The sequence below is a fragment of the Armatimonadota bacterium genome, from assembly GCA_028871815.1.
GTDB lineage: Bacteria > Armatimonadota > Chthonomonadetes > Chthonomonadales > Chthonomonadaceae > REEB205.
In genome coordinates this window covers 1-16806 of the sequence record JAGWMJ010000001.1, presented here as the reverse complement: position 1 = coordinate 16806, position 16806 = coordinate 1, and the positions used below count along the sequence as shown (strand labels likewise).

At 60.7% G+C, this 16806-nt stretch carries 21 protein-coding genes and 1 tRNA gene; 4 read left to right on the top strand and 18 right to left on the bottom strand.

All coding sequences use genetic code 11. From position 1 onward, the window contains the following. Positions 1 to 1361 precede the first annotated feature (1361 nt). Positions 1362 to 1697 carry an NYN domain-containing protein gene (locus tag KGJ62_00110; protein ID MDE2124977.1) on the top strand — a complete coding sequence of 112 codons (336 nt, stop codon included), beginning with the start codon at positions 1362 to 1364 and terminating at the stop codon, positions 1695 to 1697. A gap of 309 nt (positions 1698 to 2006) precedes the next feature. Here KGJ62_00110 and KGJ62_00105 read toward each other — a convergent pair whose 3' ends face one another. From KGJ62_00105 to KGJ62_00065, 9 genes are all read right to left on the bottom strand, one after another. Next, positions 2007 to 2195, bottom strand: coding sequence for a hypothetical protein (locus KGJ62_00105; protein MDE2124976.1), 189 nt, complete (start codon positions 2193 to 2195; stop codon positions 2007 to 2009). Positions 2196 to 2199: 4 nt separating this feature from the next. Then, a complete protein-coding gene (dnaN, locus tag KGJ62_00100; protein MDE2124975.1) occupies positions 2200 to 3363 on the bottom strand; it encodes a DNA polymerase III subunit beta in 1164 nt (387 codons plus the stop codon). Between the two features lie 145 nt (positions 3364 to 3508). After that, entirely contained in the window at positions 3509 to 4486 is a 978-nt protein-coding gene (gene trpS, locus KGJ62_00095; protein MDE2124974.1) for a tryptophan--tRNA ligase, read from the bottom strand. 65 nt (positions 4487 to 4551) lie between these two features. Continuing rightward, entirely contained in the window at positions 4552 to 5205 is a 654-nt protein-coding gene (locus KGJ62_00090; GenBank protein ID MDE2124973.1) for a site-2 protease family protein, read from the bottom strand. A 15-nt stretch (positions 5206 to 5220) separates the two neighbouring features. Beyond that, positions 5221 to 6615 carry a diaminopimelate decarboxylase gene (gene lysA / locus KGJ62_00085; GenBank protein MDE2124972.1) on the bottom strand — a complete coding sequence of 465 codons (1395 nt, stop codon included), beginning with the start codon at positions 6613 to 6615 and terminating at the stop codon, positions 5221 to 5223. A gap of 153 nt (positions 6616 to 6768) precedes the next feature. Then, positions 6769 to 7533, bottom strand: a complete 765-nt coding sequence (locus KGJ62_00080) for a class I SAM-dependent methyltransferase (protein MDE2124971.1) — start codon at positions 7531 to 7533, stop codon at positions 6769 to 6771. Further along, complete coding sequence (locus tag KGJ62_00075; protein MDE2124970.1) at positions 7530 to 8351, bottom strand: GNAT family N-acetyltransferase; 822 nt, start codon at positions 8349 to 8351, stop codon at positions 7530 to 7532. Before KGJ62_00075 ends, KGJ62_00080 begins: the two co-directional genes overlap by 4 nt. A gap of 9 nt (positions 8352 to 8360) precedes the next feature. Further along, positions 8361 to 8684: a YbjQ family protein gene (locus KGJ62_00070; GenBank protein ID MDE2124969.1), complete on the bottom strand. Its 324-nt coding sequence runs from the start codon at positions 8682 to 8684 to the stop codon at positions 8361 to 8363. Between the two features lie 32 nt (positions 8685 to 8716). Then, a complete protein-coding gene (locus KGJ62_00065; GenBank protein MDE2124968.1) occupies positions 8717 to 9112 on the bottom strand; it encodes a VOC family protein in 396 nt (131 codons plus the stop codon). Between the two features lie 147 nt (positions 9113 to 9259). Between KGJ62_00065 and KGJ62_00060 the strand changes: the two genes are divergently transcribed. Beyond that, positions 9260 to 10282 (top strand): Gfo/Idh/MocA family oxidoreductase, encoded by a 1023-nt coding sequence (locus KGJ62_00060; protein MDE2124967.1) that lies wholly within the window; start codon positions 9260 to 9262, stop codon positions 10280 to 10282. Here KGJ62_00060 and KGJ62_00055 read toward each other — a convergent pair. Further along, entirely contained in the window at positions 10279 to 11148 is an 870-nt protein-coding gene (locus tag KGJ62_00055; protein ID MDE2124966.1) for a fumarylacetoacetate hydrolase family protein, read from the bottom strand. The genes KGJ62_00060 and KGJ62_00055 overlap by 4 nt on opposite strands. Positions 11149 to 11410: 262 nt before the next feature. Here KGJ62_00055 and atpD point away from each other — a divergent pair, with 262 nt between their 5' ends. Then, on the top strand, positions 11411 to 12817 hold the full coding sequence (atpD, locus tag KGJ62_00050; protein ID MDE2124965.1) for a F0F1 ATP synthase subunit beta: 1407 nt from the start codon (positions 11411 to 11413) through the stop codon (positions 12815 to 12817). Positions 12818 to 12832: 15 nt separating this feature from the next. Continuing rightward, positions 12833 to 13246 (top strand): F0F1 ATP synthase subunit epsilon, encoded by a 414-nt coding sequence (locus KGJ62_00045; protein MDE2124964.1) that lies wholly within the window; start codon positions 12833 to 12835, stop codon positions 13244 to 13246. A 226-nt stretch (positions 13247 to 13472) separates the two neighbouring features. On the opposite strand, the gene rplA is transcribed toward KGJ62_00045, so the two are convergent. From rplA to tuf, 8 genes are all read right to left on the bottom strand, one after another. Beyond that, positions 13473 to 14267, bottom strand: a complete 795-nt coding sequence (gene rplA, locus KGJ62_00040; protein ID MDE2124963.1) for a 50S ribosomal protein L1 — start codon at positions 14265 to 14267, stop codon at positions 13473 to 13475. A 76-nt stretch (positions 14268 to 14343) separates the two neighbouring features. Continuing rightward, entirely contained in the window at positions 14344 to 14733 is a 390-nt protein-coding gene (locus tag KGJ62_00035) for a hypothetical protein (protein ID MDE2124962.1), read from the bottom strand. Between the two features lie 41 nt (positions 14734 to 14774). Then, positions 14775 to 15200: a 50S ribosomal protein L11 gene (rplK, locus tag KGJ62_00030; GenBank protein ID MDE2124961.1), complete on the bottom strand. Its 426-nt coding sequence runs from the start codon at positions 15198 to 15200 to the stop codon at positions 14775 to 14777. Positions 15201 to 15213: 13 nt separating this feature from the next. Then, complete coding sequence (gene nusG / locus KGJ62_00025) at positions 15214 to 15741, bottom strand: transcription termination/antitermination factor NusG (GenBank protein ID MDE2124960.1); 528 nt, start codon at positions 15739 to 15741, stop codon at positions 15214 to 15216. Between the two features lie 49 nt (positions 15742 to 15790). Beyond that, positions 15791 to 16018, bottom strand: a complete 228-nt coding sequence (secE, locus tag KGJ62_00020) for a preprotein translocase subunit SecE (GenBank protein ID MDE2124959.1) — start codon at positions 16016 to 16018, stop codon at positions 15791 to 15793. Positions 16019 to 16101: 83 nt separating this feature from the next. Continuing rightward, a tRNA-Trp gene (locus KGJ62_00015) sits at positions 16102 to 16174 on the bottom strand. Positions 16175 to 16212: 38 nt separating this feature from the next. Beyond that, positions 16213 to 16383: a 50S ribosomal protein L33 gene (rpmG, locus tag KGJ62_00010; GenBank protein ID MDE2124958.1), complete on the bottom strand. Its 171-nt coding sequence runs from the start codon at positions 16381 to 16383 to the stop codon at positions 16213 to 16215. Between the two features lie 27 nt (positions 16384 to 16410). After that, the coding region (tuf, locus tag KGJ62_00005) for an elongation factor Tu (protein MDE2124957.1) at positions 16411 to 16806 on the bottom strand (396 nt) is incomplete at its 5' end.

Genomic DNA, 16806 nt, shown 5'->3' with positions numbered 1-16806 from the left:
TACACCAGTTGCATCGTTTGTAATGTGCGCAAGCGGATCCGCACGTGGTCATCCGTGTGGTTAGCCGTTCTGGAACACCCTTAAACAATGTACGCACGCGATTATGTCCCAGGCAGATGCCTCATAAGGGGGCTTTACCGGATCGCTTATTGAGTGCCTCGGCGATCGCTTCAGTCAGATTCATCCCGCTTCTCCTTGCTTCGATCAGCCGGTGCGGGCGTTGGCGCTTGTCTACCCTGGCCGACAGGTTCACCAACTCTGCCGCGCCCGTGTTTCTTGGCTGTCTTTCTGACAAGCTGGCATGCTGGCTAACCTGCTGAAAGCGCTCCCGGCTAGCTGCCCAGATCGCGTCCGAGAGGGATGAAGCAGAATCGGACCTCTTCACGCAACAGCCACCCGGGTTTCACTGCCAAGTGCTTGGTAGTCCACCCAGGCTGCCGCAGGTTGTGGGTCGGCCAAGTCACGAACCGTAACGCCGCCTACAGTCGCTCTGGTGAAATCCACCGACCGGCGAGTAATCGTGATAAACGTTGACTACCCGGCAGATCACAGTTCCTCTTGGGCCGCCTCCCCGTCCCTGCCTGGCTTTGGCGGAACAATCGTAGTCAGTGCCTGATAGTTGGCACTCCCGAGCGCCTTCAACGTCTCGACCACTGGGAGGAGGCTAACGAGACCCAGCGATGCCGGTAGAACCAGCCGACCGCAGCCTTTGATCGATTCGGCAAGGTCTTCGCTATTGGGTCTGGCGGGCGTGTCGAAAACAACCCAGCCTTTTCCGGAAACAGACCTAAGGCTCTGCTGTGCCGTAGCGACTTCAAAGGGCAGTTGTCCTCATCGCGCCCGGGCGATGGCGGTGTGGCTTGGCGCGCCGTCCACCAGCAAGGTTTGACCCAGGGCGCTGAAACATGCGTCAAGGTGAGTGCGAATAGTGCTCTTACCCGCTCCGCCTTTGAAGCCTGTTACCGTAATGATCTTCATCCACTCGCTGGCTTGCTTGCTGGCTTTCTGGCTTGCCAGAGTGCAGGTGAGATGTCAAAGAGAATTGTCGAGCCTTTTTGCTCTTACCCTTGACTCTTAAGTCGGATATGTCATAATAGCGGCATAACCCGCTCATGTCTTAACATGAGTTGCAAAAACCGCCTCCGGGCGGTTTTTGCTTTTCAGGACATTCTGTGAACATCTCGGTTTACATAGATGGATTCAATCTCTACAATGGTGCGCTCTAAGGGACGGCCTATAAGTGGCTGGACTTGCATGCCTTCTCTCAGAAACTATGCCTTGGGCAGCAGACGAGGCTTCCCGAAGAAGCTTCGGTAGCCGAAATAGAGGCGCGATTGCGGGATGGGATGCCAATCACCGGAATGGCACCGAGTTTTGTGCTTGTTCGTCGTTCGGAAGAGAAGGGTACTGATGACAACATCGCGACCCATCTCGTGCATGATGCTCACTTAGGTCGATTCGATGCTGCTGCTCTCGTCTCAAATGACTCGGACCTAGCCGAAGCAGTGCGCATTGTCTGTAAAGACCTAGGAAAGCCGGTACATATTTATCGCCCGTCTACAACTCATCCCAATCACAAGCTGCAAAGCGTAGCAGCAAGCTTCAATAATATCACCGTCCACCACCTCAGCACGAGCCAGTTTCCTGCCAACTTGAGCGATGCAAAGGGATCGATCGCGAAGCCTCCAACTTGGTAACGCCTCAAAGCAGACCCGCATGAGCCGGTCTTAAGACAACTACGGCCTCCACTGAGCGATTTTAAACAGATTGCAATACTTTGCATATTTCTTTCTGGTGTAATCGGCTCCGATGCGGAATGCACCAATTGGCTCGTCAAAGCGGAGATCGCCGGCATTTCAAGCGGTCTACTGGCGGACGCTTACGCCGATTTGTCTGCCGACATCGCCGCACGCCGTAAGGGCCTGGAGAATCGTCGTGGCGTCCTCCCGTCCCGTCCAGCAAGGCAGCCCGGCTCGAAGCGTTCGCGGTGCGATGCGAAGAGCGTCCTAAGCCGTGCGTTTAACGAACTGCTTACCGTCCTTACCGACGAGTTCGTAGAGGGTCAAGAAAAGCGTGTGCGACTGAGGATGATCGTGCATAAGGTCGTGCCGCACAAAGAAGGTGCTGACGTACTGTGCGCCCCCGGCTTCATACGTGAAGCCGAGGGCGACACAGATGCAGACTCCAGCGCGCACATTTTCACACCAGCTGCATCGGCATCAGGACGTACAGAAACCGGTCCGTCGCCGATTCGGGCTCCTCGGTAGCTGGCCGCACCACAGCCGGCTTGAGCGGCTCGGTAAGATCGATGTGGACCTTGTCGGTCTCCATCACCGCCAGCGCTTCCAGCAGATAACCGGCGTTGAACGCCAGCACCATCTCGTCGCCGTCGCTCGAAGCCTCAAGCTCCTCCAGCGATGACCCTACAATCGCGCTCTCGGCACTCAGTTCTACGGTATCCTGTCCGACCGTCATCATCACGCGTCCGGCATTCTCACGGGCTACAACCTGCGCGCGGCGCAGCGCTTGGGTCAGCGCCGAGGTGTTCATGGTCACGCGTTTGTTGTACTGGCCGGGAATAACCCGGTTGTAGTTTGGGAACTGGCCTTCGATGAGCGTCGAGCCGATCTGTGTCTCGGTCTCACCCGGCAGGTCAAACCGCACCTGGTTCCCCGAAAGGGTTATCGTCACGTCGCCGGCAGCATCGGTAAGGAGGCGGCCAAGCTCCTTGATAGTGCGGGCCGGCACAATGGCGTCTCGCACCACGGCCCCACTCCCGACCTCGGTGGTTCGCAGCGCCAGCCGATGCGTATCGGTAGCCACCATCCGCAGCGTCTCGCCGTCAAACGACATCAACACGCCGTTGAGTGTCCGGCGCGTTTCATCTCCCGAGACGGCGAACGCCGTTTGGCGGATCATCTCGCGCAGCAAAACTTGCGGCACGGTGCACACAGCGTCGTTTCGCAAGTCCGGCGGGCGTACAAAATCGGCGGGAGAACGGCCCAAAACCTTCGTTGTGGAGCGCTCGCAGTGAATCTGCACGGTGGAACCGACGTCGCTGGAGATATCCACGTCGCGGTTTTCGGTCAGATTGCTCAGAACGCCGACCAGTGTTTTTGCCGGCGCCGTCAGCATTCCCTGCCGCGAAACGCTGGCGGCCACGCGGCAGCTCATGCTCAATGCTTCGCCATCGTATCCGATCAGTCGCAGGGCGCCCTCCTCGGACTCGATCAGTATGTGAGAGAGTATAGCGATGGTGGTACGGTCGCTCACGGCGTGAGCCACCGTCTGCACCGCCTCGTAGAGATCCCTGCAGGGCAGGGTGGCGTTCAAGGTATTCCCAATCTCGGTTGCAGCGACCATAGTTCCTCCAAAGATGTCACAGGTTATAGAGGTGACGGCCGGGCGGGCCGAAAAGTATCGGGCCGGAAATCATTTTTCGGATCCGTCCGACTGCAGCCTGAAACCGGCCTGGGGCCGATGGTGAACCGGCTCTCGCCGGGTTCCGCTACGGCAGTCCTATAGCCTCGCGCACTTGCTTCAGCGTGTCGGCCGCTACAGGTCGCGCTTTCTCGGCTCCGGCCATCAGCACGCGGTCAAGTTCAACGGGATCGGCCAGCAGTTCGGCCCGCCGCACGCGAATCGGCTCGAGAACAGAGTTCACGATTTCAATCAGCTCGGTCTTGCTCTGCATGCATCCGCGCTCGCCGGCCCGATCCTCGTCCCAGGACGCTCTGTATCCGGAAGGATCGTACAGACGGCGAAGCTGACAGACCACGCAGCTCTCCGGCACGCCCGGGTCGGACTTGCGGATTTTGGTCGGCGTTGTGAAAGCGCCTCGTATCTTTGCCGCAACCTCGTCGGCGGTGTCGCGCATATAGATCGCGTTGCCGTACGATTTCGACATCTTGCGACCGTCCAGTCCCGGAACTGCAGCCGCGGTTGCAGGAATCACTGCCTCCGGCTCCGGAAACACGGGTCCATAAAGCCGGTTGAAGCGGCGCGCTATCTCCCGCGTCACCTCCAGATGCGCTGCCTGATCGCGGCCAACGGGCACCACATGTGCCCGGTACACCAGAATATCCGACGCCTGAAGTACCGGATAGCCAAGCAGGCCGTACGAAACCGATTCGTCACCGACCCCGCGCTCGGCCAACAGGTCGCGTTTTTCCTTGTACGTTGGCACGCGCTCCAGCCATCCGACCGGCGTGATCATTGAGAGCAGGAGGTGTAGCTCGGCGTGCTCCTTCACCATGCTCTGCAAGAAGATCGCGCACCGTGCCGGGTCCAGGCCCGAAGCGATGTAATCTGCAGCCACCTGCCGGCACGCGGGGCCAATAGCCCGTGAGTCGTCGTACCGTGTCGTGAGGGCGTGCCAATCCACAATACAGCAGAACATCTCGTAATCGTTCTGCAGCGCGATCCAGTTTCTTAGCGCGCCTTCCAGGTTTCCCAGGTGCAGCGCGCCGTCACCGGTCGGCTGCATTCCGCTTAAAAGGCGTCGGCGCCCACCGGCGCCAGGATGATCCGGATCCACCGCTCTACCTCCGACTAGAAGAGCCCTGCCGGCATCAGCAGGCGTGCCAAATGAAATGTTGCGGGCTCAAGCGTGTTGCCGAGAAGCCGCCCACCGAGCAGGAATAGTCCGATCAGACAGAGTGCACCGTACCGTTGGCCGAAGGCCGTCCATGCCATCGACATCCGATCCGGCATCAGGCCGGCGACAACCTTCGAGCCGTCCAGTGGAAAGATCGGCAGCAGGTTGAAAAGCATCAACGCGATGTTCAGGATCACTCCAGCTGCACAAATCCTCAGTATAAACGCCGCAAGCGCGGCATGTCCGTAGAATACCGGCGCGACCACAAATAACAGCCGCAAGGCCAGCGCAAACGCCAGCGCCTGAGCCAGGTTCATGGCCGGCCCCGCCAAGGCAACCAGCATCATGTCGCGCTTTGGCCTGCGGAACCATCGCGGATTCACCATTACCGGCTTGGCCCAACCTAGCCCGAATCCGGCATACAGTGTAATGACAATAAAAACAAACCCAAACAGTTCCATGTGCCGATCCGGCCGGATGGTCAAGCGCCCAGCAGCACGCGGGCCGGGATCGCCGAGACGATCAGCCGCTAGCGCGTGCCCAAACTCGTGCAAGGATAGGCCTAGAACAATAACTATCAGACCAATTGCAAAGCCGGTAAACGTCATCGGGAGTCCATTCGATCAGTTCACTGCCACGTTGGCGGCCGGACGCCTGGCAAGCCGCTCCGGAACGCGCTCCCGGCGGAGCAAATCCGATAACGACTCCCGCTCTACAATCAAGTCAGGCTTACCTGCGCCAACCAACACCATCGCAGGTCTTGGCATTCGGTTATAGTTGCTGGCCATCGTAGAGTTATAGGCGCCTGTGGTCTGTACCGCTACCGTGTCGCCCGCCTCAACGTGCGCCAGATGCGCCCGCTGCACCAATACGTCGGTCTCACAATGTTTGCCCGCGAGTGCACAGACTTCCGTGTGCGGCTCGTTCGCTCGATTTGCCACCACACAGCTGTAAACTGCACCGTACATCTGAGGCCGCGGATTGTCTGACATGCCTCCATCAATCGAAACGTACTTTCTACGTCCGGCCGGCTCCGAAACCGGAACCGATTTAATCGCTCCGACCGTGTAGAGCGTCAAGCCGGCCTCGGCGGCGATGGATCTGCCCGGTTCCAGGCCCAGTACCGGCAGGCGATCCTCATCCATTGCCAGCGCAGCCTTCAAAGCGCCGGAGACCCGTGCGGCAAACTCCGCGTAGGTAGGCGGATGGTCGGCGTCGCTGTAGCGGACGCCAAGCCCGCCACCAAGATTCAGCTCCTCCACCCGGGCGCCTAGTTGAGCGTGAACTTCGCGCGTAAGCGACGCCATAATCGCCGCTGCCTGCTCGTGTGTCTCCGCATCCTGCAACTGCGATCCGATGTGACAGTGGAGGCCTACAAAATGCAGATGAGGGGTATCCAGCACGCCGGCAACCGCCTTCAGCGCCGAGCCATCGGTGATGTTAAAGCCGAATTTGGTATCCGCCTGCCCGGTTCGAATCAGCCGGTGCGTTTGCGGATCCACACCGGGCGTGCACCTCACCATGACACGCACTCGCTTGCCGGTCTGTGCCGTGGCCGTGCGCAGCAGTTCCAGTTCGTGCTGATTGTCCAGCACAAAGTGGCCAATGCCGGCGCCCAGGCCGGCCATCACTTCACCCATCGACTTGTTGCTGCCGTGAAACGCGATTCGCGCCGCCGGTAGTCCGGCCGCCACGGCGACCGCCAATTCGCCCTCCGTCGCTACATCCAGGTTCCAGCCAGCCTCATCCACTATGCGCACCACGGCGAGATTCAGCAGGGCCTTACCGGCGAAGTAGCAGCGACAGCGGGGGTACGCCTGTTCAAATGCCGTGCGGTACCGATTGAGGTTGCCCCGCAGCGCATCCTCGTCCAGTACATAGAGCGGAGTGCCGAATTCCGCCGCCAGGGCAACCGTGTCGCAGCCTCCAACCGTCAGGTGGCCCTGGTCGCTGATCGCTTGCGTTCCTTGCAGATGTATCGGCACGCGAATCCTCTGATAGCAAAAAATCGCGGCCATGCGTCGCCGCAGGCCGCTCTGTCACGCGCCAGTGTACCTGCTTGATCGTATGGTATGTCAATAAACTTATAGCTAAAGTAACCCTATTAACCAGAATCCACGCCAGACCGCTCCGACTGGTTGTTGAGTCTCTTCGGTATCGGAAACGGTTTGCTATGCAGGTAACGCTACATAATGCACCCGGTCGGAGCACGGGCCCGGTGGCGCCAGGGTGAAGCTGTTGAACGCCTCCACGCGACGGAATCCCGCCAACATCAACAGGCGTGTCACCTGTTCCACGGAGGGCGCCCGTTGAACATGGGTTTCGTGCAGCATCTCGTCCGTGCCGTCCTGCCGGCGAATCCAGAACTCCATCTCGACGCGGCACAGGCCCGTATCTGCATCATAGCGACTGAGCCACCGGTGGCGTAGAGGCTCCTCCTCATCCAGCACCTCCTGGTCAAAGAACTCGTTGGCCAGGGCGAACTCCGTGTTCATGTCAAAGATGAACGCGGCGCGTGGCGTCAAGCTGCTGCGCACGCGCGAGAAGCACTGCAGCAGGGCGGTGTCATCCAGGATATAGTTGAGACTGTCGAAGAGGCATACGCACAGATCGAACGGCTCGCCGCCGACGTCGAGAGCGCTGGCTTCCTGTACCAGGTATCGAACATCCAGGTTTTGTGCGGACGCTTTTCGGCGGGCCTCGTCGATCATGCCTGCGGAGCGGTCCACACCGGTTACCGCCATACCGCTCTTCGCCAGCAGCAGGCTGAATGTGCCGGTGCCGCAGGCAAGGTCCAGTGCGCTCGTCGGACTCCGGCCGTTGCGCTGGAGCAGCAGCAGCACGTAGTTGTACCACTTGCCGTACGGTACTCCCCGCATCAGTTCATCGTAGATCGGCGCGATCTGCGAGAACGCCGAGCCGGCTTCCGACGTCATCCGCCGCCGAATCCGAACAGCGAGATCGCACCAACCTCTACAAAGCCCATTCGGTGATAGACCGGTTTGCCCATTGGCGACGCCTGCAGCGTGCCCACCCGGCATCCCATCTCGCGGCCCGCGGTAAGCGCTGCCCACGTCACTGCAGTGCCGAGACCCCGGCCGCGTGCTTTCGGGAGGGTCGACACCGCGTAGACTCCGGCCACGCCCAGCGCCACCGCAAGCTGGGCCGTGGCGACCGGCACGCCATCCAGCGAGGCCAGGAACATCCGGGCGCGTACCTCACCGTCGCGTGGCATGCGCATACCGGCATCGGACCAGAGAGCGATGGCGCCACGTGGACATTCAAACGCTTCAGCGGCTATATCCGTGAAAGTCGCGAGCTCGCTATCCGTCTCTACCTCGGAAATCGTGACTCCCGCTGGCGTCGCCGTCGAGCTGTACTTCTCCAGGTCGATATTCATCAGCGGCAACTGCGTCTGGTTTATAAGACCATGGGCCTCGAGTTCTTTGTCCAGGTTGCCGGGCGTTGAGGCGGGCCCAACCAGCCAGGCGATGGGGCTGCCCAGCTTGCGGTAGGTATCGAGAAGGTTTTCGATCGCTCCTTCACGCGGTGGCCCGCCGAGGCGGGTGCGTACTACCATGTTGGCTACCGGGCTCGCTATCCGGCTCGCGAACCATGATAAACCATCCGCGTCGCCCCGAAACTCGGTGGCTGCCAGCCGGGCAACACAGCGGTTGGCCTCCTCCATGCTTCGATGGTTCAGTATGGCGGCCAACAACATGGCGTCGCCGCTGGATTCGCCGTCATGTTCCATCCTGCGCCTTCAGCCCGTCTTCGGCTGGACGACCACCGCCGTGCCGTAAGCGAGAACCTCGGTGATGCCCGGGCCCAATTCCGTGGCGTCGTAGCGCATGCCAACCACTGCGTTGGCGCCATGCTCGCGGGCATGCGTCAGCATGTACTGCAGCGCCTCCTCGCGGGCGTATTCACACAACTCCACATAGGCGCCGATACGCCCACCGACCATCTGACGCAACCCCACAGCGATCTGAAACAGCGCGCCCCGAGTACGGACTGTAATCCCGCGCACAATCCCCAGGTGGCGCGTAATCTCGAAGCCGTCGACCTCAAGAGTGGTGGTGCACATTACATCGTGCACCGGGGTCATGGTAGTACCGGTCATTTGGAACCTCCCGTGCTGCCCGGGTCGTTGTCCGGCAGCGAGTACATCTCAATGCTGTAGCCGTCCGGGTCGGTGAAGAACAACTGCATGGGGCCATCTGGACGCGGCGCCGGGCCACGAAGGCCCGCAACGCCATGCTCCTCAAGGTGCCTGCGCGCCTCGAAGGCATTGGGTACACGCAGCGCGAAGTGGTGGTGCAAACGTGGGCCGGTAGGCGGAGGCCAGTCTGCGATGAGGTGGAGTTCCTGAGAGCCGAGTGCGAACCAGGCGCCAGGAAACGCGAATGCCGGCCGCGCAATCTGCGGCAGTCCCAGGGTTTCACCGTAAAACCGAATGGAACGGTCCAGGTCGCTAACGTTAATCGCCACGTGGTTGAGCTCGAAGACCCGAATTCCCATGGTGGTGGTTCTCTCCTCCGCTTTTGTAACTTCACCGGCGGCATCTGTTTTGCCTGCTCCCCGCAGGAGTTCCGCAGCCGGCAGACGAAATCGCACCGGCTGGACCTAAACCCCAGCGCAAGCTACGGTAGCCGAAGACCTATGGCGAACTCAATCATCAATGCAGCGCTCGTGGGATGTGGCGTCATCAGCGGAGCGCATATGCGCGCCTGGCAGCACGTGACCGATTCTGCGCGGGTGACCGTTTGCTGCGACGTGAATGGAGCGCTTGCCGCTCAGACTGCAGAGAAGTGGAACGCCCGCTCGTGTGTGGAGTTCCAAATGCTCCTCGACGACCCCGCCATTCAGGCCGTGGACCTGTGCCTGCCACACCACCTTCATGCTGAGTACGCCATCCGCGCGATGAACGCCGGCAAGCACGTTCTGTGCGAGAAGCCCCTGGCAATCAGCGTTCAGGATTGCCGGGCGATGATCGATGCATCGGTGCGGAGCGGGGTGGTACTGATGCACGGCGAGAACATGCGATTTGCCGCGACGATAGCGATGGCGGCGGATGCAGCGGCGTCCGGCGAAATCGGCGATCTGGTTGGGGTACAGGCCGCTTACAGCCACTACCAACGCGCGGAAATGAACAGCGGCTGGCGTGGCGATCTCAGTCTGGCGGGTGGCGGCCACCTGATAGACGGGGCAATCCACGTCGTAGATGCCATGCGGCAGGTGGCCGGCGATATTGAGACGGTTTTCGCAGCCTGTGCACGGCACCGGCCGGAATTAGGCGCCGCGTCGGAAGATACCGCGAGCCTCTCGATGCGCTTTGCCAGTGGCGTGCTGGGCCAGCTCTTCGCCACGCATGCCGCCACCGGGCGCGGCGGCGCGCCGGTACTCACCCTCTTTGGCACAACGGGTTGCGTAAGCGTCGGAAGCCCACTTGGCGCCGTAGTGGCCTGGTATCCGGGCAGTGAACCGAACGTGATGATGCCGGCTTACGACTGGCAGGATACCTTTGACGGCGAAATCCGGAACTTTGTGGACGCAGTCAACGGCATTCAACAACTCCGCGGCACGCCGCGCGATGGATTGCTCAATCTGGCCGTAGTCCTGGCAGCGTACCGCTCCGCGGAGGTTATGGCGGAAGTCTCCGTGGCGGAAGTGCTGAACGGCTAGGCAGCCGTTACCGTGTTCGTGAGCGTTCCAAGCCCGGAGATGGTGACCGCCACCTCGTCACCCGGAAGCAGAAACACCGGTGGATCGCGGAATACGCCAACGCCGCCCGGTGTACCGGTGCTTACGATATCGCCAGGCTGCAGCGTAACCACCTGCGAAAGATAACTGACCAGCGAGTCGACGCCAAAGACCAGGTTTCCCGTATTCGACTGCTGCATCACCTTACCGTTAAGCGTCAGCGAGATTGCCAGGTTGTGCGGATCATCTATCTCGTCCGCCGTCACCAGCCATGGTCCGCATGGAAAGAAAGAATCGAACGTTTTGCCGCGAACCCACTGCTTGTCGCCAAACTGGATGTCACGCGCCGATACATCGTTGGCGCACATGTAGCCGGCAATATGGCGCCGCGCCTCAGACTCAGGAATGTCGCGCCCGCCAACGCCGATAACAAACGCCAGTTCCGCCTCGTAATCCACCTGTTCCGATATCTTCGGCAGAACGATTGCGCCGCCGGGCCGGTTGAGGGCAGTGGCAAATTTGGAGAAGATAATCGCTCGCTCGGGTATAGGCTGATTCTGCTCGGCACAGTGATCGCGGTAGTTCTGACCAATGCAGATGATCTTCGGCGGATCACCCACCGGGGATAGCAGCTGAACGGATCCGGGTGGCAGCACGCTGGTGGGCGATGCCGCGTCCGCGGTTCGAACTGCGTCTGCGAAGCCCTCAGCTCCGCGCGCCAAAAAAGCCGACATCGAAGCCGGAAACCTCTCGATGCCGGCCGGGCCGGCCGCCGCGGCAAGGTCGATCACCGAACCGTTCGGGGTCGCGACGCCAAGGCGTCCCTCATTAAAGCGAACAAGCCTCATGGAAAGCTCCTCTAACCGTGCTGCAACCGGTTGTATTGCCTGCCCGAACCTGCTAGAATAGTTTGTGAAATTTCATGCAAACGCGAACCGCGTTTCGGCAGCGATCACGCCGACCCGGCAGGAAGTTCCCGCTCAGCGTTCATAATAACGCAAACCGCGTGCCGGTACAACGTACCCATGCCGGCCCGTCTCAACGCCACGCTTCGCCACGCCGCCGGGTCGTTACGCGGCCGGTTCTACGCAAAGGAGCCAGTAGCCCCACATGGCAACCGGACAAATCGTACAGGTTCAGGGACCGGTAGTTGATCTCGGCTTTCCGGCCGGAGAGCTTCCGCAGATACTGCATGCCTGTACCATCACGGATCCCGCCCGAAACATCAACCTGACCGTTGAAGTAGCGCTTCACCTTGGCAACAATGTGGTGCGCTGTATCGCGATGTCCAGCACCGATGGCCTGGTGCGCGGGATGCCGGCGCAGGATACCGGCGAGGCGATATCCGTGCCGGTCGGCAAGAATGTACTGGGGCGGATCGTGAATCTGCTCGGCCGCCCGATTGACGAGAAGGGTTCGATCGAGGTAGCGGAGCGCTGGCCCATCCATCGTCCACCGCCGAGCTTCTCCGACCAGAATCCCACGCAGGAGGTCCTGGAGACCGGCCTCAAGGTCGTTGATCTGCTCACACCGTTTCTCAAGGGCGGCAAGATTGGCCTGTTCGGCGGCGCGGGTCTCGGCAAAACGGTGCTTATTCAGGAGCTTATCACCAACATTGCTACCGAACACGGCGGCTATTCGGTGTTTGCCGGCGTGGGGGAGCGCACCCGCGAGGGCAATGACCTCTGGCTGGAGATGACCGAATCCGGCGTCATTGATAAAACCGCCATGGTCTTCGGCCAGATGAACGAGCCGCCGGGCGCGCGCCTCCGTGTTGCGCTCTCCGCGCTCACTATCGCCGAGTACTTCCGAGAGCAGGAGGGCCAGGATGTACTGCTCTTTATCGACAATATCTTCCGCTTCGTGCAGGCCGGTTCCGAGGTATCCGCGCTCCTCGGCCGCATCCCGAGCGCGGTCGGTTATCAGCCGACGCTCGGCACCGAAATGGGTGACCTGCAGGAGCGCATCACGTCAACCCGGAAGGGCTCTGTAACCTCGGTGCAGGCAATCTACGTGCCCGCCGACGACCCAACGGATCCCGCTCCGGCCACAACCTTTGCGCACCTGGACGCCTACGTCTATCTGGAGCGGCGGGTATCGGAGAAGGGCATCTATCCGGCGGTTGACCCGCTCGCCTCTACCTCGCGCATCCTCACGCCGGCCGTGGTCGGTGAGGAGCATTACCAGGTGGCGCGGCAGGTTCAGCAGATTCTTCAGCGGTATAAAGAGCTTCAAGACATCATTGCCATTTTGGGAATCGAGGAGCTTTCCGATGAAGACCGCACCGTGGTGAACCGCGCCCGGCGCATCGAGCGGTTCCTGTCGCAGGCGTTCCGCGTCGCGGAGCAGTTTACTGGCCAGCCCGGTAAGTACGTGCCGATCAAGGATACGATCCGCTCGTTCAAAGAGGTCGTAGAGGGCAAATACGATCATCTGCCGGAGCAGGCGTTCTACATGGTCGGTACTGTGGAAGAGGCGGTTGAGAAAGCGCGCACCATCGAGGCCGGCGCCGCGTAGTTAACGGATCCTAAAATGCCCACCTTTCAGCTCGATCTCGTCACGCCGGAGCGCATGGTCTTCTCCGATCACGTGCAAAGTATCGTAGCGCCCGGCGTCGAAGGGTCCTTTGGCGTGCTGGCAGGCCATGCCTCCTTCCTCACCGAGCTGCGCGTGGGGTTGATCTCACTCACGCTTCCCACGGGGTTTGGTTCCCACATCGCCACCAGTGGCGGATTCCTCCAGGTCAGCGGCAATAAGGTGATCATACTGGCCGATACAGCGGAACTGGCCGAAGAGATCGACGTGGAGCGAGCCCAAGCCTCGGCGGATCGGGCGCGCAGTGCGCTGGAAGTTGGGGGCGGTTCGGGCGGAGCGGAAGCGGCTCGGGCCGAGTTGGAGCGGTCGCTCAACCGGATTCGCGTCGCTCAAATGCGCCTGCACACGTAGCTGGGGTCGGTTTCCGCCGCCACATCTACGCGCCATGGCGGAGATAACGACTGCGGTGAGTGCGCATAACCCAGGTTTGGATCACGCCGCGCCGTCGTATCCTGACGTTCGGCGCAGAGGCATGCACCACAAGGGACGAGCGAGGCGCTCATTCCCAACTACAGGCGCCTGGTCGAACTATCCATGCCGGTGTACCCGCCAACCACATGCTTGCTTGCGACTGCGGTCAGCCCCTGCCGGTAAGCTTTTGTGCGGCCACCGTATCAACCGGTACGCCAGGGCTCATGCTGGAGCTGACTGAGATGGCGCGCAGGTACTTGCCTTTGGAGGTTGGCGGCTTTGATTTGATCAGCGCCAGCAATAGCGCCACAAGGTTGTCGCGCAGGTGGTCATCCGGGAAGCTGGCCTTACCGATGGACGAGTGGATAATGCCCGCCTTCTCCACGCGGTACTCGGTACGCGTACCCTTTTTCACTTCCGTTACAATGTCGCCGGGCGCTGCCGTCACCGTTCCCGATTTGGGGTTCGGCATCTTTGCCTTGAGCAGTTGCCCAAGCGGGCGCAACAGAACCATCATATCCGGCGCGGCGACCAGCAGGTCGCACTCGGCGCCGCCGGCCTTCTGAATTCGTTCAACAAGGTCCTCGGCGCCAACCACATCGGCGCCGGCTGCGGTAGCGGCGGCCGCGGCATCGCCCCGCGCGAATACCCAAACAACCTTTCCCTTCCCGGTGCCATGTGGAAGCATGGTGGTGCCGCGCACCGCCTGCTCGCCATGGCGTGGGTCTACGCCCAACTGCACCGCGACTTCGATGGTTTCGTCGAAGCCGGCTGTCGCCATCGATTTTACAAGAGCAATCGCCTCATCCACCGGGCGCGGCGCTCCGCGGCCAACGCGGCGGACTAGCTCCAGATATCGGTTGCTATGTTTGCGTCTGCCGCGCTTTTCCCGGCGGCGAGTCGCAAAGGATCGACTGGCCCTCTCAGGCTCTTCATTGGTCTTCAGATCTTCCGGTGGCATGCATTATTCTCCGGTGGTGCAAGCGGGCATGCGCCCTCCCACGGGTGGTGTCGGCGCAATTGCGCCGGCGGTGGATCTACTTGCGGTCGCTGCTGGACCGCATCTCTGGCGAGCCCGGCAAGCGGCCGGTAACCAGATGGGCAGTTTGCGCCCATACGAACGCTGTTACTACGATTCCCCAAACGCCTGCAGAGCGCAGAACGCCAAGAAGCAGTTCACGCTGTGCCACAGATGCAAACGACACAAGCGGCAGCAGATCCTGAAGCACCAGGCTAAGGAATGCGGCCGCCAGGGCAACCCATACCGATCGGACAAAGAAGAGGCGTTGGCGGGTTTCACGGCGATCTACGGCAACGTGAAACGGAACGTCGGTGTCGGTCCTGCCGGCATGCAGGCAGGCGATTGCCCACATGCTTCCGAGCGTCAGAAACGTTACTGCCTTTGCAATAGTGGGTGATGGAAGCATAAACTGCCCTCCGATTCCGTCCGCAGCGGCTGGCGCCGGGACTATTGTGCCACGTCCACGCCCATGGAGCGCGCCGTGCCGGCCACCACCTTCATGGCGGCCTCCAGATCGTTGGCGTTCAGGTCGGGCATCTTGATCTCGGCGATGCGCCGAATCTGTTCTGAGGTCAGCACGCCAATCTTGTCTCGATTCGGTACGCCCGAACCCTTCTCCAGGCTCAACTCCTTCTTTATCAGTTCCGCCGCCGGTGGCGTTTTGGTGATAAACGTGAAGGAGCGATCTTCATAGATGGTGATCTCCGCAGGCACGATCGTTCCGACCTGGCTGGCCGTTTTGTCGTTGTACGCCTTGATGAACTCCATCATGTTGATGCCATACGGGCCCAGGCTGGAGCCGACGGGCGGCGCCGGGGTAGCCTTGCCGGCTGATATCTGTAGTTTTACAACCGCCGTAATCTTCTTCGCCATGTTCCTCTTCCCGCTAAACGATCTTTTCTACCTGTTGAAAATCAAGCTCGACCGGCGTATCGCGTCCGAAGATGGAGATCAGTACCTTCAGCTTCTCCTTGTCGGCATTCACTTCTTCGATCTTGCCGGTGAATTCCGTGAACGGACCCGAAATCACGCGCACAACCTCGTTCTTCTCGAAGCGCACCACCGGTGTCGGCTTGTTGCCCTCAACCGCCTCCAGAATCTGCTGAACTTCGCTCTCCTGAAGCGGAATCGCCTTGTCACCCGACGTGACGAAACCGGTAACGCCCGTCGTCGACTTCACCAGGTGCCACGTGGTGGGGTCCAGAACCATATCGATGAGTACGTACCCTGGGAAGACTTTGCGCTTGTGTTCCGTCTTCTTGCCCGCGCGGGTTCTCAACTCGGCTTCCGTGGGCACCAGCACGCGAAATATCTTGTCCGCCAGGCCCATCGATTTGGCCCGGCTCGTGATGTTGTTCATCACCTTGTTTTCGTGGCCGGAGTAGGTGTGGACGGCGTACCAATGTCGTTGCATTAAAGGGTGTTTCCGTAATAGGGCGGATGCGGTAGCGGCGGTGGGCCTGTTAGCGCAGCAACTGGAACCTGTTGACGATCTGCGTGCAAAGCCAATCCAGCGTGCCCATGTAGATGCCGACGACCAGGAGCACCATCAGCACTTCCATTGTAAGCCGGTTGGCTGCCTGGCGGGTGGGCCAGGTGGTCTTCTTCAACTCGGTAATTACCTCCGCGAAGAAGTTCGGCTGTTTGCGGACCGGCTCACCGGGCGCGCCCGTCGTTTTTTCTGCTGCCATGTTCGCCCTTCGTTGTTTGCCGGTACCTCGCCGGCCCTTGTCAGTAACGTGCAGCGCCTGTGTTCGCCACCGGCGCTGACCGGCAGGGGAGGCAGGACTTGAACCCGCGACCTACGGTTTTGGAGACCGCCGCTCTACCAGCTGAGCTACACCCCTGTACGCTCGCGCCGCAATCCGCGGCGCGAGCGGCAAACCTACTTGCCCTCTGTGTGCCGCGTGTGTTTCCGGCATTTCGGATTCGGGCAGAACTTCATCAGCTCCAGCTTCTTTTGAGTCTTCTGACGATTTTTGCTCGTCGTGTAGTTCCGCGACTTGCACTCCGGGCAGGTCATCGTCACCAGTACCCGGACCTCTTTTTGCGCCATCTCGGCCTCCAGTTCAGCCCGTGCAGCCTACTCCAGTATCTTGGTCACAACCCCGGCGCCAACGGTATGGCCGCCTTCACGAACGGCAAAACGTAGGCCCTCCTCCATCGCGATGGGCTGGCCAAGTTCGCCCGTGATGCGGATGTTATCGCCCGGCATCACCATCTCCACGCCTTCCGGCAGGTTCATGGCGCCGGTTACATCCGTGGTGCGGAAGTAGAACTGTGGCCGGTAACCGGTGAAGAACGGCGTATGCCGCCCACCCTCTTCCTTGGTCAGGATGTAGACCTCGCCCTCGAACTTGGTGTGCGGCTTGATGCTGCCGGGTTTGGAGACCACCTGGCCGCGCTCCACGTCGGTGCGGTTCACACCGCGAAGCAGTACGCCCGCGTTGTCACCGGCGAAGATCGTATCGCAGATGCG